The organism is Paracoccus sp. BR5-17 (assembly GCF_055693925.1).
Map to the genome: position 1 here is coordinate 727,257 of NZ_JBVFUV010000003.1, position 19,343 is coordinate 746,599.

The 19,343-nt window shown below is 65.9% G+C and carries 22 protein-coding genes and 1 pseudogene; 18 read left to right on the top strand and 5 right to left on the bottom strand.

Going from position 1 to position 19,343, the window contains the following annotated elements; all coding sequences use genetic code 11:
* Positions 1 to 3 precede the first annotated feature (3 nt).
* The 4 genes from ACZ1HC_RS04930 (at position 4) to ACZ1HC_RS04945 (ending at position 3,429) form a co-directional block, all read left to right on the top strand.
* The gene (locus tag ACZ1HC_RS04930; protein ID WP_472699000.1) at positions 4 to 2,079 is read left to right on the top strand and encodes a prohead protease/major capsid protein fusion protein; all 2,076 of its coding nucleotides are present in this window, start codon (positions 4 to 6) and stop codon (positions 2,077 to 2,079) included.
* A gap of 74 nt (positions 2,080 to 2,153) precedes the next feature.
* On the top strand, positions 2,154 to 2,489 hold the full coding sequence (locus ACZ1HC_RS04935) for a DUF2190 family protein (protein ID WP_472699001.1): 336 nt from the start codon (positions 2,154 to 2,156) through the stop codon (positions 2,487 to 2,489).
* Positions 2,489 to 2,800 (top strand): head-tail joining protein, encoded by a 312-nt coding sequence (locus tag ACZ1HC_RS04940; protein WP_472699002.1) that lies wholly within the window; start codon positions 2,489 to 2,491, stop codon positions 2,798 to 2,800. The genes ACZ1HC_RS04935 and ACZ1HC_RS04940 overlap by 1 nt, the downstream gene beginning before the upstream one ends.
* Positions 2,797 to 3,429: a DUF6441 family protein gene (locus ACZ1HC_RS04945; protein WP_472699003.1), complete on the top strand. Its 633-nt coding sequence runs from the start codon at positions 2,797 to 2,799 to the stop codon at positions 3,427 to 3,429. The genes ACZ1HC_RS04940 and ACZ1HC_RS04945 overlap by 4 nt, the downstream gene beginning before the upstream one ends.
* Here the strand turns inward: ACZ1HC_RS04945 and ACZ1HC_RS04950 are convergent, their stop codons facing one another.
* Both ACZ1HC_RS04950 and ACZ1HC_RS04955 read right to left on the bottom strand, forming a co-directional pair.
* A complete protein-coding gene (locus tag ACZ1HC_RS04950) occupies positions 3,430 to 3,804 on the bottom strand; it encodes a helix-turn-helix domain-containing protein (protein ID WP_472699004.1) in 375 nt (124 codons plus the stop codon). It lies immediately after the preceding gene.
* A 5-nt stretch (positions 3,805 to 3,809) separates the two neighbouring features.
* The gene (locus ACZ1HC_RS04955; RefSeq protein WP_472699005.1) at positions 3,810 to 4,163 is read right to left on the bottom strand and encodes a type II toxin-antitoxin system RelE/ParE family toxin; all 354 of its coding nucleotides are present in this window, start codon (positions 4,161 to 4,163) and stop codon (positions 3,810 to 3,812) included.
* Between the two features lie 75 nt (positions 4,164 to 4,238).
* Here ACZ1HC_RS04955 and ACZ1HC_RS04960 point away from each other — a divergent pair, with 75 nt between their 5' ends.
* The 14 genes and pseudogenes from ACZ1HC_RS04960 (at position 4,239) to ACZ1HC_RS05025 (ending at position 16,266) form a co-directional block, all read left to right on the top strand.
* Positions 4,239 to 4,658, top strand: a complete 420-nt coding sequence (locus tag ACZ1HC_RS04960; RefSeq protein WP_472699006.1) for an acyl-CoA transferase — start codon at positions 4,239 to 4,241, stop codon at positions 4,656 to 4,658.
* A 24-nt stretch (positions 4,659 to 4,682) separates the two neighbouring features.
* Complete coding sequence (locus ACZ1HC_RS04965; RefSeq protein ID WP_472699007.1) at positions 4,683 to 5,621, top strand: phage tail tube protein; 939 nt, start codon at positions 4,683 to 4,685, stop codon at positions 5,619 to 5,621.
* 2 nt (positions 5,622 to 5,623) lie between these two features.
* On the top strand, positions 5,624 to 6,061 hold the full coding sequence (locus tag ACZ1HC_RS04970; RefSeq protein WP_472699008.1) for a hypothetical protein: 438 nt from the start codon (positions 5,624 to 5,626) through the stop codon (positions 6,059 to 6,061).
* Between the two features lie 83 nt (positions 6,062 to 6,144).
* Positions 6,145 to 6,288: a DUF7697 family protein gene (locus ACZ1HC_RS04975; RefSeq protein WP_165093516.1), complete on the top strand. Its 144-nt coding sequence runs from the start codon at positions 6,145 to 6,147 to the stop codon at positions 6,286 to 6,288.
* A complete protein-coding gene (locus tag ACZ1HC_RS04980) occupies positions 6,281 to 8,920 on the top strand; it encodes a phage tail protein (protein ID WP_472699009.1) in 2,640 nt (879 codons plus the stop codon). The genes ACZ1HC_RS04975 and ACZ1HC_RS04980 overlap by 8 nt, the downstream gene beginning before the upstream one ends.
* Before the next feature lie 10 nt (positions 8,921 to 8,930).
* Complete coding sequence (locus tag ACZ1HC_RS04985) at positions 8,931 to 10,007, top strand: DUF2793 domain-containing protein (RefSeq protein WP_472699010.1); 1,077 nt, start codon at positions 8,931 to 8,933, stop codon at positions 10,005 to 10,007.
* A gap of 19 nt (positions 10,008 to 10,026) precedes the next feature.
* Positions 10,027 to 10,314: a DUF6127 family protein gene (locus tag ACZ1HC_RS04990; protein ID WP_085378178.1), complete on the top strand. Its 288-nt coding sequence runs from the start codon at positions 10,027 to 10,029 to the stop codon at positions 10,312 to 10,314.
* A gap of 74 nt (positions 10,315 to 10,388) precedes the next feature.
* A pseudogene (locus ACZ1HC_RS04995) lies at positions 10,389 to 11,064 on the top strand (YcbK family protein).
* The gene (locus ACZ1HC_RS05000; RefSeq protein WP_472699011.1) at positions 11,061 to 11,318 is read left to right on the top strand and encodes a hypothetical protein; all 258 of its coding nucleotides are present in this window, start codon (positions 11,061 to 11,063) and stop codon (positions 11,316 to 11,318) included. The pseudogene ACZ1HC_RS04995 and the gene ACZ1HC_RS05000 overlap by 4 nt, the downstream one beginning before the upstream one ends.
* A gap of 28 nt (positions 11,319 to 11,346) precedes the next feature.
* A complete protein-coding gene (locus tag ACZ1HC_RS05005) occupies positions 11,347 to 11,481 on the top strand; it encodes a hypothetical protein (RefSeq protein ID WP_472699012.1) in 135 nt (44 codons plus the stop codon).
* A gap of 763 nt (positions 11,482 to 12,244) precedes the next feature.
* Positions 12,245 to 13,013, top strand: a protein-coding gene (locus tag ACZ1HC_RS05010; protein WP_472698529.1) for an IS5 family transposase whose coding sequence is annotated in 2 segments (ribosomal slippage) — positions 12,245 to 12,582 and positions 12,581 to 13,013 — 771 coding nt in all. Because the reading frame shifts where the segments join, the coding sequence is not laid out codon by codon here.
* 133 nt (positions 13,014 to 13,146) lie between these two features.
* Positions 13,147 to 14,349: a hypothetical protein gene (locus ACZ1HC_RS05015; RefSeq protein ID WP_472699013.1), complete on the top strand. Its 1,203-nt coding sequence runs from the start codon at positions 13,147 to 13,149 to the stop codon at positions 14,347 to 14,349.
* Positions 14,346 to 14,894 carry a hypothetical protein gene (locus ACZ1HC_RS05020; RefSeq protein WP_472699014.1) on the top strand — a complete coding sequence of 183 codons (549 nt, stop codon included), beginning with the start codon at positions 14,346 to 14,348 and terminating at the stop codon, positions 14,892 to 14,894. The genes ACZ1HC_RS05015 and ACZ1HC_RS05020 overlap by 4 nt, the downstream gene beginning before the upstream one ends.
* A 602-nt stretch (positions 14,895 to 15,496) precedes the next feature.
* Positions 15,497 to 16,266, top strand: a protein-coding gene (locus ACZ1HC_RS05025) for an IS5 family transposase (protein ID WP_472699015.1) whose coding sequence is annotated in 2 segments (ribosomal slippage) — positions 15,497 to 15,833 and positions 15,833 to 16,266 — 771 coding nt in all. Because the reading frame shifts where the segments join, the coding sequence is not laid out codon by codon here.
* A 570-nt stretch (positions 16,267 to 16,836) separates the two neighbouring features.
* On the opposite strand, the gene tnpC is transcribed toward ACZ1HC_RS05025, so the two are convergent.
* The 3 genes from tnpC to tnpA are packed head-to-tail and all read right to left on the bottom strand — an operon-like array spanning position 16,837 to position 19,261.
* Entirely contained in the window at positions 16,837 to 18,459 is a 1,623-nt protein-coding gene (gene tnpC, locus ACZ1HC_RS05030) for an IS66 family transposase (protein WP_472700781.1), read from the bottom strand.
* 59 nt (positions 18,460 to 18,518) lie between these two features.
* Positions 18,519 to 18,869, bottom strand: coding sequence for an IS66 family insertion sequence element accessory protein TnpB (tnpB, locus tag ACZ1HC_RS05035; RefSeq protein ID WP_472699016.1), 351 nt, complete (start codon positions 18,867 to 18,869; stop codon positions 18,519 to 18,521).
* Positions 18,866 to 19,261 carry an IS66-like element accessory protein TnpA gene (tnpA, locus tag ACZ1HC_RS05040; RefSeq protein ID WP_472699017.1) on the bottom strand — a complete coding sequence of 132 codons (396 nt, stop codon included), beginning with the start codon at positions 19,259 to 19,261 and terminating at the stop codon, positions 18,866 to 18,868. Before tnpA ends, tnpB begins: the two co-directional genes overlap by 4 nt.
* Positions 19,262 to 19,343 lie beyond the last annotated feature (82 nt).

The window sequence follows — 19,343 nt, forward strand, 5'->3', positions numbered from 1 at the left end:
CCCATGGACACGATGATCGAACTGCCGGCCATGCGCCGGTCGGCGGAGCTTGCGCCGAACACGGCCGATGCCGACACCCGCACCGTCGAGGTGGTCTGGTCGGCCGGGGCCCGCGTCCGCCGCGCCACTTTCTTCGGCGAGCCCTATGACGAGGAGCTGAGCCTCGATCCGGCGCATGTCCGCCTCGACCGGCTGAACGCGGGTGCGCCATTCCTGAAGGTGCACGAGCTCGACACGCTCGACGCGGTGATCGGCTCGGTCGTGCCGGGCTCGGCCCGGATCGAGAACGGCCGCGGCATCGCGCTGGTACGGATCAGCGAGCGCGCCGACGTCGAGCCGATCTGGCGCGACATTCAGGCAGGGCACATCCGCGCGGTCTCGATCGGCTATCAGGTCCACCGCTTCGAGGTCTCCAAGCCAGAGGCCGCCCGCGAACTCTGGCGGGCGGTGGACTGGACGCCGTTCGAGGTCTCAGCCGTCGCGGTTGGCGCCGACCCCGCCGCGGGCTTCCGCGCCCAGCATCCCCTTCACGACTGCGTCCTCCACCGCCGGGACGCCCCCACACCGCAAGGAGCATCCCCGATGACGGACAAGACCCCGACCCTGGCGAGCGACGCCGCAACCCCCGCCACCACCCAGCCGACCGAGCCGGTCGAAACCGAGGGCACCCCCATGACCGAGCCGAAAGCGGCTGCGCCCGACCCGAAGGTCGCCGCCAGCGAACCGAAGGTCCACGCAAGTGAGACGCGCAGCCAGCCGAAGACGCAGGCGACGCCCGCGCCCGACACCGAGGCGGTCGCGACCCGCGCCCGCGAGGCCGAGCGCGACCGTGTCTCAACGATCTACGATCTGGCCGGGCGGCTGAACCTCGAGCGCGGCTTCGCCGAGGATCTGGTCAAGCGCGGCGTCAGCGTCGACGAATCCCGCCGCCTGATCCTCGACCAGGTCGCCGCGAAATCCGACGAGACCCGGACCTTCCCGCACGTCTCCGTCCCGCTCGGCGGCCGGGACGAGCGCATCACCCGGCGCGACGCGGTGGCGAACGCGCTGCTGCACCGCTACAGCCCGACGCTGTTCCAGCTGGAGGACGCCGCGCGCCAGTATCGCGGCATGACGCTGCTGGAGCTCGCCCGCGAAAGCCTCGGCAATGCCGGGGTGAACACCCGCGGCCTGTCGCGCGACGAGGTGGCGACGCGGGCGCTGCACTCGACCTCGGACTTCCCCGAGATCCTCTCGGCGGTCACCAACAAGACCCTGCGGCAAGCCTACGAGGCCTATCCCCGCACCTTCATGCTGTTCTGCCGCCAGGTGCTGGCGACCGACTTCAAGGCGATGCACAGGGTCCAGCTCGGCGAGGCCCCGCAACTGCTGGAGGTCGGCGAGAGCGGCGAGTTCAAGCGCGGCACGCTGGGCGAGAGCAAGGAGAGCTACAAGGTCAAGACCTATGGCCGGGTGGTCGCGATCACCCGCCAGACGCTGATCAACGACGATCTCGACGCCTTCACCCGGATCCCGGCGATGTACGGCAACTCCATCGCCCAGCTGGAGTCGGACGTGGTCTGGGGCATCATCACCTCCAACCCGGCGATGGCCGACGGCAACGCGCTGTTCCACACCACGCACAAGAACCTCGCGGGCACCGGCGCGACGCTCGATGTCGGCAGCGTCGGTGCGGCCCGCGCCGCCATGGCCAAGCAGACCGGCCTCGACAAGAAGACCGTGCTGAACGTCCGCCCCGCCTTCCTGATCGTGCCCGCCTCGCTGGAACTGAAGGCCGAGCAGCTGGTCGCGCAGAACCTCGTGCCCGCCGCGACGTCCAGCGTGGTGCCGCAATCGATCCGCACGCTCGCGCCGATCAGCGAACCCCGGCTCGACGCCGCCAGCGAGACCGCCTGGTATCTGGCGGCCAGCCCGAACCAGATCGACACCATCGAGTACGCCTATCTCGAGGGCCAGCAGGGCGCCTACATCGAGACCCGCAACGGCTTCGATGTCGACGGGGTCGAGATCAAGTGCCGCCTCGACTTCGGCGCCAAGGCCATCGACTGGCGCGGCCTCTACAAGAACCCGGGCGCGTAAGGCACCCACCCTGAACCCTGACACACGGGCGGTCCTGCCGGGCCGCCCTTCGTCTTTCCACGAGGATCACGTCCATGAAAAACTACGTCCAGCCCGGCAACACCATCACCCTGACCGCGCCCTATGCCGTCGCCTCCGGCGATGGCCTGCTCGTCGGCTCCATCTTCGGCATCGCCGCCGGAGCGGCCGCCCTCGGCGAGCCCGTCGAGACCGCGCTCGTCGGGGTCTTCGACATCACCAAGGTCGGCTCGCAGGCCTGGACCGTCGGCGCTAAGGTCTATTGGGACGACACCAACAAGCGCACCACGACCGTCGCGACCGACAACACGCTCATCGGCGTGGCCGTCGAGGCGGTGGCGAGCGGCGCGGGCGACACCATCGGCCGGGTCCGCCTGAACGCGACGTTCTGATGAGCGCCTTCGCCGCTGCGCTCAGTGCGCTCTTCGCCGATCCGAACATCGGCCGGGACGCGGTCTACATGGCCGACGGCGGCGCGCCCGTGCTGGTGCGCGTCGTCGCCCGACGAGCCGATGCGGTCACCGACTTCGGCGATGCCCGGCTCTGGTCCGAGACCACCCGGATCGACATGCGCGTGGCCGAGGTGGTGAACCCACGCCCCGGCGACCGCATCGAGATCGACGGCGACGCCTTCCTCATTCAGGGCGAGCCCGTCCACGACCGCGAGCGGCTGGTCTGGACCGTCGATCTGAGGCCCGCGTGAAACTGAAGCTCGACATCGATCCCGACATCGTCGCGATGATGGCGGCGGAGGTGGCGGCGGGCGAACGTGCGGTCACCGCAGCCATGCGCGAGGCTGGAATCGGGCTGAAGTCGGCATGGCGGCTGCAGATCACCGGCGCGGGGCTCGGCACGCGGCTGGCCAACTCGATCCGCAGCCAGAGCTTCCCGAGGTCGGGCGAGAGCCTGGACGCCGCAGCACTGGTCTGGTCGAAGGCGCCGGTCATCGTCGGCGCGCATGACACGGGGCCGCTGATCCGCTCGAAGGACGGGTTCTGGCTGGCGATCCCGCTGCCCGCCGCAGGCGAATCCCTGCGCGGTGGCAGGATCACGCCCGGAGAATGGGAACGGCGACGCGGGCTGCGCCTGCGCTTCGTCTATCGCCGTAGCGGGCCTAGCCTGCTGGTGGCAGAGGGGCGGCTGAACACCAAGGGCCAAGCGGTCGTGTCGCGCTCGAAGACCGGGCGCGGCAAGGTCACCGTGCCGATATTCCTGTTGGTCCCGCAGGTCAAGCTGCCGAAGCGGCTGGACCTGGCGCGGGACGCGGACCGGGCGCTGGACAGCGTGCCGGGGCTGATAGTGGCGAATTGGGTGGACGAAAGGATTCGATGATCAGGCGCGCGCCTCGACCTCTCGCTCTTCTTGCGCCGCGCGGCGCCGACGACGGGGCTCCTCCGTATCTCCGAGCCCCTCGAGTGCGACAGGAGCCTTGCCGGGGAATTCGACCATCAGCTTGAGGTTGCCACCCATTGCACGCACGTAGCTCGTGAGCGTCGAGAGGAGCAGATCGCTCTGACGCTCGTATTTCGCCACCGTCGCCTGCTGGATGCCGAGAGTTTCGGCAAGTTGGACCTGTGTCATCTCCTTGGCTTTCCGCAGCTCCTGCAGTGTCAGGTATTCTGTATGCAGACGATCCGCCTCGGCCTCGACGCCTGCACGCCGGGCGGGATCGAGGGCAGCCAGCTTGTCCTTGAGAGTCCGTGCCATGATCGTCATCCTTTCCGTCTCTCGAGATGGCGGTCGAACCGTTCGTCGGCCCGGGCGATCAGCTGCTTGTAGAAGCGCTTCTCGTTGCCACCTGACTTGTCCCCGCCGACAAGCAGGATCGCCTGCCGGTCGGGATCGAATGCGAAGGCGATGCGCCATACGCCGTCAGCGGCGTTGCAGCGCAATTCCTTCATGTTCGCATGCTTCGACCCCGTCAGGGTGTCGGCATGCGGTCGACCGAGCGATGGCCCCTCGCGTTCCAGCAGGAGCGCGCGTGCCAGGATCGCGTCCTGCACCTCTTGCGGGAGCTCGTCGAACTCCGGCTCGAACTCCTCTGCGAACGAAACGGTCCACGGCATCCGGTCCTCATGTCTTGGAGGCTATATAGCCTTGAAGCACTAATTTTGCAATAACGACTCTCAGAGCGTCCGTACATGCCAACCCCCCGCGAAACCATCCTCACCGCGCTACACGCGCGGCTCTCGGCGCTGCCCGCCACCGCCCTCCGCGGCGAGGTGCTGCCCGAGCGCGTGCCGGCCGCGGGCCTGCTGATCCTGCGCGATGGCGAGCCGGGCGAGCCGGAGGTCACGCTGTCGCCCCTGCGCTACCACTACCAGCACCGAGCCGAGATCGAGGCGGTCGTGCAGGGCGCGGCGCGTGACGTCGCATTCAACACGCTGACCGCCAGCATCGGCACAGCGCTTGCCGCCGACCGCACGCTGAGCGGGCTCTGCGACTGGGTCGAGGCCGAAGCGCCGCGCCCGGTCGATCTACCGGTCGAGGGCGCGGCAAGCCTGAAGGCCGCCGTGATCCCGGTCGTCCTGCACTATTCCACGGCCGATCCGCTCGGCTGACCCAGACAACCCGAGGAGAACACGATGGCACGAGGCCAAGGGGCGCGGGCGCTGATGGCGCTTGCGTTCGAGACGACCTATGGAACGCCGCCCGCCAGCGGCTTCACCCGCATGCCCTTCGCCAGTACCTCGCTCGGCGCCGAGCAGCCGCTGCTGAACTCGGAGTTGCTGGGCTACGGCCGCGACCCGCTGGCGCCGATCAAGGATGCGGTGACGGCTGACGGCGACGTCGTCGTGCCGCTCGATGCGGAGGCCTTCGGCTTCTGGCTGACGGCGGCGTTCGGCGCGCCGACGACGACGGGCACTGGCCCATGGACGCACGAGTTCCAGTCGGGTGCCTGGACGCTGCCCAGCCTCTCCATCGAGACCGGCATGCCCGAGGTGCCGCGCTACGCGATGTATTCCGGCTGCGTGCTCGACCAGATCACCTGGCAGATGCAGCGATCTGGCCTGCTGACGGCAACCGCGCGGCTGGTGGCGCAGGGCGAGACGGTGGCGACGACCACCGGCGCGGGGACGCCGGCCGCGCTGGAGCTGAAGCGCTTCGGCCATTTCAACGGGTCGATCAGCCGAAATGGCACTGCGCTCGGCAACGTGGTCTCGGCCGAGATCACCTATGCCAACAACCTCGACCGGATCGAGACCATCCGCTCGGACGGGCGCATCGACGGCGCGGACCCGTCCATCGCGGCGCTGACCGGTCGGATCGAGGTGCGCTTTGCAGACCAGACACTGGTCACGCAGGCGATCAACGGCGAGGCCTGCGAGATGGAATTCGCCTACGTCCTGCCCTCGGGCGAGAGCTTCACATTCACCGTGCACGCCGTCTACCTGCCGCGCCCGCGCATCGAGATTTCCGGGCCGCAGGGCGTCCAGGCGACCTTCGATTGGCAGGCCGCCCGCGACAGCGTGGTCGGCCGGATGTGCACCGCAACCCTGATCAACGACATCGAGGTGTACTGACGATGCTGACGCTCGACCTCACGAATGAACCGCGCTGGCATGATCTCGCGCCCGGCGTTCGGGTGCAGCTGCGTCCACTGACAACCGCGCTGATGGTGGCGACGCGCAGCGACCCGGCCGTGGAAGCCGTGCCCGACGATGCTTCCGACGAGGAGCGCGCGGTCGCCTTCGCTAAGGCACTGGCCCGCCGCGCGGTGATCGCCTGGGACGGCATCGGCGATGCGGACGGCAACGCCATTGATCCCAGCCCCGAGGCCATCGACGCACTGCTCGATGTCTGGCCGATCTTCGAGGCCTTCCAGCTGACCTACGTCTCGAAGGGCCTGCTGCTGGAACAGGAAAAAAACGCCTCCGCGCTCTCGCCGAATGGTCCTTCGGCGGGGGCGACCGATACTGCCAAGCCTGTGCGCAAGCCTGCCCGGACTGCCCGGCGCGGCTGAACCGTCCGGAAACTCCGGAGGGTTGGCAGGTCTGGGACCTGGTCGGCCGTCTCGGCGGCCAGCTCCGTGTCCTGCCCGGCGCGGTGATCGGCTGGGACATGTCGGCAGCACTCGCGCTCGGTGACGCGCTTGGCGTGCCGCCGCTCGCCATGGCCGAACTGCTGCCGGTCATCGAAGCGGTGATGGTCGCGAAGCTCAACGAACAGATGGATCACTCCCATGGCTGAGAAGAGGGTCAGCGTCCGCCTCGCGGCCGTCGGCGGACGGCAGGTGCGCGCCGAACTGGAAGGGGTGGGCGAAGCCGGGTCGCGCGGCTTCGGACGGCTGAGCCGGGAGATGGAAGCGGCCAACGCTCGGCTCGCGGCCTTCTCGCGGCGCGTCCGCGTGGCGGCTGCCGCAGCCGTAGCAGCCGCTGCCGCCGCTGGCGTGGCGATGATCCGCTCCGGCCTGCAGACGGTCGATGCGCAGGCCAAGCTCGCGCAGTCGCTCGGCACCACCGTCGCCTCGATCCAGACGCTGGAGCGAGCGGGCGAGCTGGCGGGCGTGTCGATGTCCGGCATCGAGCAGGCCACGAAGGACCTGACGCGCCGTCTCAGCCAGGCGGCCGCCGGGACCGGCCCCGCCGCCGACGCACTGGACCGGCTCGGGCTTTCGGCCAACGAGCTGATCGCGCTGCCGCTGGACCAGCGCGTCGGCGCGATCAACGCGGCCATCGAGAGCTTCGTGCCGGCGGCCGAGCGCGCGGCGGTCGCGGGCCAGCTCTTCGGCGAGGAAGGCTCCATCGCCATGTCGCGGATCGACACGGCGACGCTGCGCCAGGCGACCGAGGACGTGCTTGCCTTCGGGGTCGTCGTCTCCGAACAGGATGCGGACCAGATCGAGCGGACGAACGACGCCATCTCCCGGCTCGGGCTGATCTGGCGCGGGCTGGCGAACCAGCTGGCCGTCGCCGCGGCGCCAGCACTCGAGGCGGTTGCCAACGCCATGGCCGCCATTTCCAGCCGCACCGGCCCGCTCGGCATCGCGATCCGCGGTCTCTTCGACAACATCGGCCGCCTCACCACCTATGCCGCGACCTTCGCAGCCTTCCTCGCGGGCCGCTGGGTCGCCGGCATGGCCGCCGCCGCGCTCTCGGTGCGCGGGCTCGCCACGGCGCTCGTCGTCCTGCGCGGCGCGCTGATCCGCACCGGCATCGGGGCGCTGATTGTCGGCGCGGGCGTCCGCCACCTCTGCCTGCGCGCGGGCCTGCCCGAAGATCGCATCGACGTCACCGGCCTCTGGGGCGCGGTCGAAGGTCACGCCATCACGGCGCTCGAGAGCCCGCGGGCCTCGATCACCACGCTGTCGCGCCACTTCGGCTTCGACGCGGTCGAGACCGAGGGGGTGATCCGCTTCATCATGCGCGGCCGGGCCTCTGTCGCCACTCTCGGCCCCGACGACCTGGTCGCCGTCCGCGAGGGCGACGTGCTGGAACTGACCCGCGGCCAGGAGACCGAGCTGCCGCAGGCGCTGAAGTGGCAGGTCGCGCGGGCGGACGAGGATTACGACGCCGCCCTCGTCGAGACGCGGCGCATCACCGTGGACACGACCCGGATCGCCTCCGAGTCTTTCCCGATGGCCGTGCCGCCCGAGGAAGCCGAGCGGCGCTGCCGCCGCGCTCTGATGGAGGCGTGGGTGGGGCGCGAGACGGCGGCGTTCCGTCTGCCGCCGTCTCGCCTTGCGCTCGATCCAGCCGACGCGATCCGGCTGGAGCATGACGGGCGGCTGGTCGACCTGCGGCTCGTCTCCATCGCCGACGCAGAGGCGCGTGGCATCGAGGCGGTGCGCTCGGACCGCGCGACCTACGACCTACCGCCTGGCGATCCCCGCGCAGCCTCACTGACGCGGGCCGTGGTGTTCGGCGCGCCGGATGCGGTGCTGATGGACCTGCCGCAGCTGACCGAGGACCAGCCCGCGCATCGCCCGCTTGTCGCCGCGCATGCGGCTCCCTGGCCGGGCGAAATGGCGGTGTTCCGCAGCCCCTCCATGGATGGTTTCGAGTTGCTGACGACGTTTGGCAGCCGTGCCAGGATCGGCGCGCTGGTCTCCGACCTCTATCCGGGCCCCACCTCGCGCTTCGACCTCGGCAATGCTCTGGTCGTCGATCTGCTGACCGGCACTTTGGAGAGCGTCACGGACCTGACGCTCTTCGGCGGTGCCAACGCACTCGCGATCGAGAGCGCGCCCGGCGTCTGGGAGATCGTGCAGGCGGGCGCGGCCGAGCTGCTGGCGCCGGGACGCTACAGCCTGACGCGCCTGCTTCGCGGCCAGCGTGGCACCGAGGGCGCCATGGGCAACCCGGCTCCGGCCGGCGCACGGGTCGTCGTGCTGGACACCGCGCTGGCGTCCCTGCCAATCGCCGAGGCCGATCTCGGCATCCCGTGGAACTGGCGCATCGGCCCGGCGAGCCGCCCGGTCAGCGACGAGACCTACGTGGCGCAAGCCTTCACGCCCGCAGGCATCGGACTGCGGCCGTTCTCCGTCGCCCATGTCGAGCAGCCGTGGCGAAAACCCCGCACACCCGGCGACTTGGCGATCCGCTGGACGCGCCGGTCGCGCGCACTCGCGGCCGACAGCTGGGGCGGGCTGGAGGTGCCGCTGGCCGAGGAGATCGAAGCCTACGAGGTCGAGATCCTCGACGGCGCCACCGTGAAGCGGGTGCTGAGCACCGCCACCACCAGCGCGGTCTACACCGCCGCCCAGCAGACCGCCGATTGGGGCGCGCCGCTCGGCCCCGGCGACACGCTCGACGTCCGCATCTCCCAGCTCTCCGCCTTGGGCGGGCGGGGCGCGCCGAAAACCGTCACGCTCACGTTCTGAAAGCCAACCCATGTCCGACGCCACGACCCATCTCCTGCTGCCCTACATCCTCGCGGCACAGGCGCAGAAGCACGTCACCCACAACGAGGCGCTGCGGATCCTCGACGGGCTCGTCCAGCTTTCTGTCCTCGACCGGAATCTGACAGCGCCACCCGGTTCGCCTGCAGATGGCAACCGCCACATCGTCGGCTCCGGCGCGACGGGCGACTGGTCCGGCTGGGATCTGAACGTCGCGCTCTGGACCGACGGCGCCTGGCTGCGTCTGCCGCCGCGCACCGGCTGGCGCGCATGGGTCGAGGACGAGGGCCTGCTGCTGGTCTACGACGGCGCGGGCTGGATCGGCACCACGCCATCGACGCTGCAGAACATGGCACTGCTCGGGATCGGCACCACGGCCGACGCCTCGAACCCGTTCTCGGCCAAGCTCAATGCGGCGCTCTGGACGGCGAAGACCGTGGCCGAGGGCGGAACGGGCGATCTGTTCTACACCATGAACAAGGAGGCCGCGGGCGACGATCTCGGGCTCACGCTTCAGACTGGCTTCGTCACCAAGGCGCTGGTGGGCCTCTTCGGCTCCGACCGCTTCCGGCTCGCGGTCTCGGCCGACGGCAGCACCTTCTTCGACGGGCTCAGCGTCGACAACGCCACCGGCATCGTCGACCAGCCCCGGCTGCCCCGGTTCAAGGCGTACACGAACTACGACAACTACGTGGGCGTCGGAGCCTGGACGAAGATCGGCCTGAACAACACCGACTACAACGATCAGGGCGCCTTCGACGCCGTGAACAACCACTTCGTGGCGCCGGTGGACGGCACCTACCTCTTCGGCGCGACGCTGCTCTACAAGATCAACGCCAGCGCCACGGCGCGCATGCGCGGGCGGCTCGTGCTGAACGGCACGACCGAAATCCGCGGCTCCCTCGGCGAAATCTCCGCCACCCACGTTTCGCTCGCCACCGCGATCTGGCTGCAGACCATGGTGCCCCTCACCGCGGGCGATACCGTCGAGCTGCAGGGGTATTTCCGGGTCGCGGACGGCTACTTCGCGGCCGACCACACGTCCTTCTGGGGCTGCAAGATCGGCTGAGCGGCGGAAGGAGGATCCGATGACACCACCCCGATCCGAGGGCTTCGTGCGCATGCCCGACGCCGAGTTCGAGGCGATCCTGACGCGGGCGGCCGAGGAAGGCGCGAAGCGCGCGCTGGCAGATGTCGGGCTCGACGGCGACGAGGCCGCGCTCGACATCCGCGACCTGCGTTCGCTCGTCGACTGCATCCGGCTGGTACGCCGCACCGCGATGCAGACCGCCGTCCGCATGATCACGACCGGCGTCATGCTGGCGCTGCTCGCAGGCATCGCCATCAAGCTGAAAATCTTCGGCGGCAGCCCGTAGCCGCACCCCGTCCCCATTTATCAGCCCGCAATGACCCGCCCTCGAGGCGGGTTTTTTCGTTTCGGAGGATCACCATGACCACCACCTTCCACCGCCACTGGCGGGATTTGCCCTGAGAGCACCTGGCGCTGGCCGAACTTCAGCCCGGCCGAGATCGCCTGCCGGGGCACCGGCAAGCTGCTCGTCAACGATCCCGCGCTCGACAAGCTGCAGGCGCTGCGCGACCGGCTGGGCAAGCCGCTGATCGTCCGTTCGGCCTATCGCAGCCCCGAGCACAACCGCGCCGTCGGCGGTGCCACGGGCTCGAAGCACCTCGACGGCGCCGCCTTCGACATCGCCATGGCGAATCACGACCCGGTGGCCTTCGAGGCCGCGGCACGCGAGGTCGGGTTCCTCGGCTTCGGTTTCTACCCGCGTTCGGGTTTCATGCATATCGATCTCGGCCCCGCGCGGCAGTGGGGCGAGCGGTTCCCGGTCCGGGCGACGGCATTCGCAGCGGAGACGCCGCCCGCGCGCGAGGTCCTGGCGCAGAGCCGCACCCTGAAAGGCGGCGGTGCTGCGGGCGTCGCAACGCTCGGAGCGGCCGGTGTCGAGGTGGCGCAGAGCGTCCTCGCCGAGACCCAGACCGCCATCCTCCCGCTAGTGCCTTATCTCGATACCCTGCGCTGGGTGTTCATCGCGGTGGCACTCGGTGGCATCGCGGTCACCATCTATGCCCGTCTCGACGATTGGCGCCGGGGGCGGCGGTGATCGCCGCGCTTCTGACCGGGTTCGCCGCCAGCTCGTGGACGCGGGCGGCGCTGCGCTACGGCGCCATCGTCCTCGCCGTGCTCCTGTTCCTGCTGTCGCTTCGGCGGTTCGGCGAGCGAGCGGGACGCCTCGCCGAACGCCTTGAGACCACGGAGAAGACCAATGATATCCAACGCCAGATGCTGGAAGCAGCAACTCGCCGTCCTCGCGATCTCCACGAGCTTGCTGAGCGGTTGCGCGAAGGGTGCTTTTGACGGCGGTGGGTTCGGGGCCTGTCCGCCGATGGTCGAGTATGGCCGGGAGTTCCAGGCGCGCGCGGCCGAGGAACTGGCCCTGCTGCCGCATGGTTCGGCCATCGTGAAGATGCTGAGCGATTACGCCGTGATGCGGGAGCAGGCGGGAGCATGTATCCCATAGGATTTAGATGGGGCTGACGTGCTGGGGCAGGTCCCCATTGCTTCAGTGTGTTGTCCCGCGCAGGCCTGACCACATCGTGGCCAGTCATCACGTGCAACCAACCGTGCGGCCATCTTCTGGGGTAACCTCCGTCAGCCCGCGTGAGCGTGGACAGCCGCGAAACCGTGCAAACACCGCTTCGGTGGACCGCTGGTGGGGCACAAAAGAACACTCATCGGCTTCAAGAGCGGGAATTTTGAGTGTCTTTCTGCTTGACCTGTGTACTCTATTATTGAGCTTTTGGAAGCCGCGCCATCGATTCTCCGGAGTGCTGCGATGATGTCGTTGATTATCGAGAGGCGTGAGACGAAGTATAATCACAAGCTTTTTTGTCAGCGATGGCGCTGCTTTTTTTGGTGGCAATGGCAAGAATGGCGGTGGGCCAGAGTATTGATGTCGAGATAGAGACGAGGATCCTACCGCCAGATCGCCAAGCAGGCGTAAAATCGACGCAGTCGATTGAGGTCAATTTCGACGCCAGGACTATAGATTGCAATTCCGAGACTGGTACTACTAATTTTTGCATCGCGGGAGTTGGCTTCGAGTTCGACAGTGTCCGCGATAATTTCAGGCTAAGCAATATTTCATTCGAAGATGATGTAGCTCGTTTCACGGCCACTGGAGAGACGGCCTCTGGCGTTAGGGTGCTAGGGTCAGGACCCATTAATCGGCTTGCGGTCGCCTTGGCTGCGTGATTCACGCTCCCGAACTGATGGGGGCAATGATGAGCAATCTTTTCTGGCTGACCGACGAGCAGATGGAGCGTTTGAAGCCGTTCTTTCCGAGGAGTCATGGCAAGCCGCGGGTTGATGATCGTCGGGTCTTGAGCGGCATAATCTTCATCAATCGTAATGGGTTGAGATGGTGCGATGCGCCGCGTGAATATGGACCTCCGAAGACGCTCTACAACCGATGGAAGCGGTGGGGCGACATGGGAGTCTTCGCCAGGATGATGGAAGGACTGGCCTCCGAGGGTGCCGAGCAGAAGACCATCATGATCGATGCGACCTACCTGAAAGCGCACCGCACGGCTTCGAGCCTGCGGGCGAAAAAGGGGGCCCGACGACCAGCGCGGACGTTTGATTGGCAGAACGAAGGGCGGGCTCAATACCAAGCTACATGCCGTTACCGACGCCAAGGGACGGCCCCTGAAGTTCTTCATGACCGCGGGCCAAGTGAGTGACTACACCGGAGCCGCCGCCCTGCTGGGCAGCTTGCCCGCTGCCGAGTGGATGATCGCGGATCGCGGTTACGACGCCGACTGGTTCCGGGAAGCGTTGAAAGACAAGGGGATACGCCCTTGCATCCCGGGGCGGAAGTCGCGCGGCAAGGCGGTCCGCTACGACAAGCGGCGCTATCGCCGCCGCAACCGCATCGAGATCATGTTCGGTCGCCTGAAAGACTGGCGCAGGGTCGCAACCCGCTATGACAGATGCGCCAAGACCTTCCTGTCCGCTGTCGCACTCGCGGCAACCATCATGTTCTGGCTTTGAAGATCAATGAGTCTGGACCCTAGTCAGCGCCGCAATCTTGTATGCTACTTTGCAGGGACGCTATCAGGCACGGCTTCTTGACAGGGCAGCCAGTGCTGACTTCATCATTGAATCGTGCCGGCGACTACCTTCGGTGGATACAGAGGCGTGCGGGGCAGGTAAGAATCGAGAAGACGCACTAATCTGGTCGATCCTGCTTGAGTCGGGAATTATAGACAAGTCTGAGTACGATACCCCTGCGGCCCTTTCAGTTGGTGTTGCTTCCGAGCCTGCACTACGACTGACGCGTGACGTATTGCGCGACAGGCTGCCAAAAAGCGGCACGGGTATCGGGCTCTTGATAGAAATAAGTCGCGGACTTTGCGCGGCAGAAACCGAAGGTCTAGATCAAGACCGTCCATACGAACTTGCTGTTGCCTATTACATTGCGGGACTTTATCCCGCCGATGCAAGCACTGTCGTGTTGGACATCGGCCAGGCCGCAACAAAAGATGGTGCCGCCCTTCCATGGTCGGCGCTGTCCAGAGCTCGCGTCACTGCTCCCCGCAGTCTTTCAGACTTTCAAATTGCAGAAGCAATGCTGCGGCCGGTCATTGCTGGCACAAGCGAGTGCAGCCTCGTTGAATTGGGCGATCCCGCGACCGATCAAACGGCTCTGTTAAACATTGAGCGCCTATTGGTCTGGGGCATTGGACAGATTCGGACCACTGCAGACTATCGTAGGGCCGCCTACACATTGACGCTATTTACGGGGCCGGAACAGTTCTTCATTTTCTTCGTTGGCATTTTTGCTGCAGTATTGTCCATCTTGCGGATGGCCGCCGCGGTTAGCATGAAGCATATTTCAGATATGATGATTGAACGCGACGTGAACTTCATCGCGTCAAGCGACCAGGGGATACTTGAACTGCTCAGCCGTGCAGGCCAACAAGCGAGGACAATGTCGCCCAGTGGCCGCGGCTACTGGAAAGATCAATTGATGGATCAGGTGCTTTCTGCACGCTGGCCCATGCGGTTAGCCATAACCACACTGCCTGCCATCGGCTTCATTGGAACTGTTCGTGGGATTATGAAGAGTCTCACTGGCGCGGATTCCATCGTCTGGGCTACGACCTCGTCGGAGCGGGCACAAGCAATCAATGCCCTCTCCGCTGACCTCGGCCTCGCTTTTGCAACGACGATGCTTGCGCTGATCTTCGGCATTGGACTGAGCTTTTTGTCGGCAATCGAGATTCGAATGTTCGAGCGAGCGATCCTGCCACTGTTTGGCGCTCAGGCGTTTCGGGATGAGCCAAGTCCAGACGACGGCCGACCAGAGGCTGGTGAGGGCAAATGACCGAGGACGAGGATGACGTTCTCATGGTCAGCCTGACCGATGCGCTTACATGCGTCCTGGCCGCATCTATCGCGCTGTTCCTGATCTTCGTCGTCTTCGCAAAGCTGGTGCCTGCGGAGGCGCAGGGCGACACGCTGAGCCGATCAAAACTTATGAGCCGGGCCGTCAGCGAAGACATGAAGGCAGGTTTTTCGACTGCCGTCTTGCGAGTCCAGTCCACCGACTGCTCGCTGATCGAGGGCCTGTCGCTGAGCGTCAGTGACGTTGACGACTGGATTTTGAGGGATGCGCGAAGCGGTGATTGTGCGCGAATTTTCGGTTTGCGTGCAGGGCTTTCTTCCCCGGTCCACCTGTACAGCCACAAGTACCCGGGCCAAGAGGTTCGCGCCTTTCTCGAGGTTGGCGCCGCCTACTGGCCGCCGATAGGAGCGCAGACTCTGTCCGAAGCCGGCTATCGCTCCTGCGTAGATGGCCGCTACGTACTGGTACTAATCGACCAGCGGCGCGACGACTACCTCTCCCACCGAACGGAGGGCGGATGCTAAGTGACCGAAAACGCCGAGCAAGGTTGCGCGAGGCCTCACCTGGGTTCGGTCTCAGCTTTGTGGATATGGTGTCGGGCGGTTTCGGCGCGGCTTTTTTCTTGTTCCTCATCTTTGCCTCCCTGCCGGTCGACAGTCCGGCTCTGTCTGCCGGTGGCGGAGCACGCTTCTTGGAAGTGCAAGTGCACTGGGAGGCGGGGCCCCGGCGGGTCGAAGTCTATCTTGATGTTGATGGCAGCGCACCGCCGATTCTGCTTAAGCAGCGGGTCGTTCGACGTCGATGCAAATACTGGAATTCTGAGCCATAGGAGTGGCCCGCGTCCATTCTGGCGAACAGCGACTGCATCGGGCTTTTCGTGGTTTGGGCAAGGTTCGATGGAAGAGAAAGGACCAGGGAATCGCAACGCGCTGCGATTCCGTCTTATCGACCCTTGCGGAGTAACATTGCGGATAGGAGCCGCGGTCCATGGCACGTCTCGGGGGCTAGACTGGCTGGAGTCAGTCCGGCAGCCAGACATCACCGCCGCACTAGGGTCAGGACCCATTAATCGGCTTGCGGTCGCCTTGGCTGCGTGATTCACGCTCCCGAACTGATGGGGGCAATGATGAGCAATCTTTTCTGGCTGACCGACGAGCAGATGGAGCGTTTGAAGCCGTTCTTTCCGAGGAGTCATGGCAAGCCGCGGGTTGATGATCGTCGGGTCTTGAGCGGCATAATCTTCATCAATCGTAATGGGTTGAGATGGTGCGATGCGCCGCGTGAATATGGACCTCCGAAGACGCTCTACAACCGATGGAAGCGGTGGGGCGACATGGGAGTCTTCGCCAGGATGATGGAAGGACTGGCCTCCGAGGGTGCCGAGCAGAAGACCATCATGATCGATGCGACCTACCTGAAAGCGCACCGCACGGCTTCGAGCCTGCGGGCGAAAAAGGGGGGCCCGACGACCAGCGCGGACGTTTGATTGGCAGAACGAAGGGCGGGCTCAATACCAAGCTACATGCCGTTACCGACGCCAAGGGACGGCCCCTGAAGTTCTTCATGACCGCGGGCCAAGTGAGTGACTACACCGGAGCCGCCGCCCTGCTGGGCAGCTTGCCCGCTGCCGAGTGGATGATCGCGGATCGCGGTTACGACGCCGACTGGTTCCGGGAAGCGTTGAAAGACAAGGGGATACGCCCTTGCATCCCGGGGCGGAAGTCGCGCGGCAAGGCGGTCCGCTACGACAAGCGGCGCTATCGCCGCCGCAACCGCATCGAGATCATGTTCGGTCGCCTGAAAGACTGGCGCAGGGTCGCAACCCGCTATGACAGATGCGCCAAGACCTTCCTGTCCGCTGTCGCACTCGCGGCAACCATCATGTTCTGGCTTTGAAGATCAATGAGTCTGGACCCTAGTAATTGTACAATCGGGCGAGAATGGCGTGCGCGAGGTTTATGAAGGCAGAATAGACCTGACCAATTCAGCTACCTATCCCACTACGCTTACATCAAATGGCCAAACACTAAGCCCCGCACTAGACATCCCGCCGCCTAACACCGAAGCGCCTTGGTGCGATCCCTAGCAACCGCATGCGTAGAAATCGTTCTGAATCAGTATCTTAGAGTGGAGAAGGTTGGATTTCAGGCCCATCCCCTCCGCCACATTCAGACACCGGATCCGTTCAATGGCCCCGCTTGCGGCCTTTTTTCCTTTTGTTTCAAAGGGTGTTGGCAGCGCCATCCGCCCTTCGGAGACCGGGCGCTTGACGCAGAATGGGTCCGGATGGCCTGCGTCTCTCTTCGAGCGCCCCTCGACGGCCACAGGACGGCGCAAAACATCCTTTCATTTTCAATGAGTTGCCACGTTCATGGGGTCGCCCCGTTCGCGAGATAATCCGGTGACGGAGACCGACGAAGGCGCAGGGCGGTCAGAAGGACGGTAAGCATCCGGCGTAGGCGGCGGTCATGCAGCGAGTTGGCGCTCCGATGGCTGCCACGTCCATGGCAGAAGGTCCTGCACGCGTGAAGCCGTTGTGTTGGGGAGCTTGGCAAGGACGTCGGCGAGCCAAGCCTGCGGGTCGATGCCGTTCATCTTGGCGGTGACGATCAGAGAATACATGAAGGCGGCGCGGTCTGGGCCGCGCTCGGATCCAGCGAAGAGCCAGGACTTCCGTCCCAGCGCGATACCGCGCAGTGCGCGCTCGGCCGCGTTGTTTGTCAGGCAGACGCGCCCATCCTCGAGGAAGAGCGTGAAGGCGTCCCATCGGTTCTTCTTGAACATGTAGGCGATCGCCTTGGCGACGGGGTTGTGCTTCGACATGGTTCCCTGTTCGGCCCGCATCCAGTCGTGCAGCTCCTCGACCAGGGGGCGGACCAGCCGGTGCCGGGCGTCGAGCCGGCTGGCGATGTCCAGACCGTTGATCTGACGCTCGATATCGAAGATGGCGTCGATCTTCCTCACGGCTTCCAGCGCGACAGGCGATATGTCGTGCGCGGGCTTCTTCTGACGGGCATTTTCCTTGATGTCGGCGAGCTCGAAGAGCTTCCGTCGGGCATGGCTCCAGCACAGGGCGCTCAGCACGGCCCCCGGATCACGATCACCGCGATAGAGGTCGTTGTAGCCACCATAGGCATCGGCCTGGAGAACGCCCTGCCACCCCGCAAGATGCCGGTTCGGATGCGCCATCTCCCTGTCGCGCGAGAAGTGGAACAGCGCGGCCGGTGGCGCGCCGCCGCCAAAGGGCCGGTCGTCGCGGACATAGGTCCAGAGCCGCGCTGTCTGCGTCCCTCCCTTCGCGAGGAGGGGGACCGTTGTGTCGTCGCCGTGGAGGCGCTCGGCCGCCAGAACATGGTTCCGGATCAGGGCGTGGATCGGTGCCAGAGCCGCGGTGCAGGCCCCGACCTGGTCGGCCAGCGTCGAGAGGCTGAGATCGACGCCTTCCTTTGCATAGCGTTCTGCCTGTCGGTTGAGCGGCTGATGCTGACCGAACTTCTCGAACAGAACCATCGCCAGCAGGTTCGGTCCAGCCCATCCCCGCGGCGTGGGATGGAAGGGCGCCGGCGGCTGGCTGATCTTCTCGCAGGCCCGGCAGGTGAACTTCTCACGCACCGTCTGGATCACCTTCCACTGACGCGGGATGACCTCGAGCGTCTCGGTAATGTCCTCACCCATCTTCACGATACGGTCCGAGCCACAGCAGGAGCACGCTGTCGGTGCCTCGATCACCACCCGCTCGCGCGGCAGATGGTCCGGGAACGGCTTGCGCACCGGGCGGCGACGCTCGAACCCGGCGACCGCCGTGGTCTTCGCCTTCCCGGCGGCAATCTCGTCCTCGGTGGCGGCGGCCTCGAGTTCCTCGAGCTGCAGCTCCATCTGGTCGATCAGGCGGGCGCGGCGCTCGGCGCTATGGCCGTAGTGGTCGCGCCGGAGCCTGGCGATCTCCAGCTTGAGGTGTTTGATCATCGCTTCCGAGGTGGAGACCACCGCCCGGGCCTGCGCCAGTTCGCTCTCGGCGGCCTCGGCACGGGCTTGCGACGCCGCAAGTGCGGCACGCAGTCGGGCAATCTCGGAAGCGGTATCGGACATGCCCGAAGCATACCTCGAGTTGGCGAAACGCCCAACAAAATATGGGCTTTCGCAAACTATTATCCCGCCTTTGTCGGGCGTTGTGTCCACCGCGGATTGCGCCAGTCTATCCCTTCCAGAAGATAGCCGAGTTGCGCCGCCGAGATCTGCACGGCCTCGCCGGTGCCGCTGCTCGGCCAGATGAACTTCCCGGCCTCCAGCCGCTTGGTATAGAGCGACATGCCGACGCCGTCGTGCCAGAGCAGCTTGACCAGGTCGCCCTTGCGACCGCGAAAGCAGAATATCTCGCCCGCATGTGGATCGCGCCCCAGACCCTGCTGCACCGTCAACGCCAAGGTGTTCATGCCGCGCCGCATGTCGGTGACCCCGCCAGCGATCCACACGCGCACCCCCGCCGGGAAGGCGATCATCGGCCCTCGATAACCAGCAGGAGCCGGGCTAATGCGTCCGGGTCCACCGACGAGGACACGAGCAGGCGCCGTCCGTTCCGCAGAACGATCTCGAGCTGGACGTCGGGGGCCGGCTGCCGCGGCGACTGCGCATCAATGTCCGGCGCCATCTTCACCGGCACGAAAGCAGGACCGCTTGCGATCGCAAGTTCGCCGTTCCGATACTGTCGCCGCCAGACGGTCAGCAGTGAACGCGAGATACCATGCCGCCGCGCCGTCGCGGTGACCTGGCGAGACCCCCGATGGCTTTCCTCGACCACCCGGATCTTGTCCGCGTCGCTCCAGTGCCGCCGCCGCGGCGCGTCCTCGGCGGACAGGATCTCGATCTGGGGTGTGAACGTAAGGTCGACCATAAGGTCGGACTTATCATCCCCCACAGCGCCCCGTCAGACGGCCCCCGCCGAAGGGTTACGAAGGACGGCTCCGTGGCGGCCG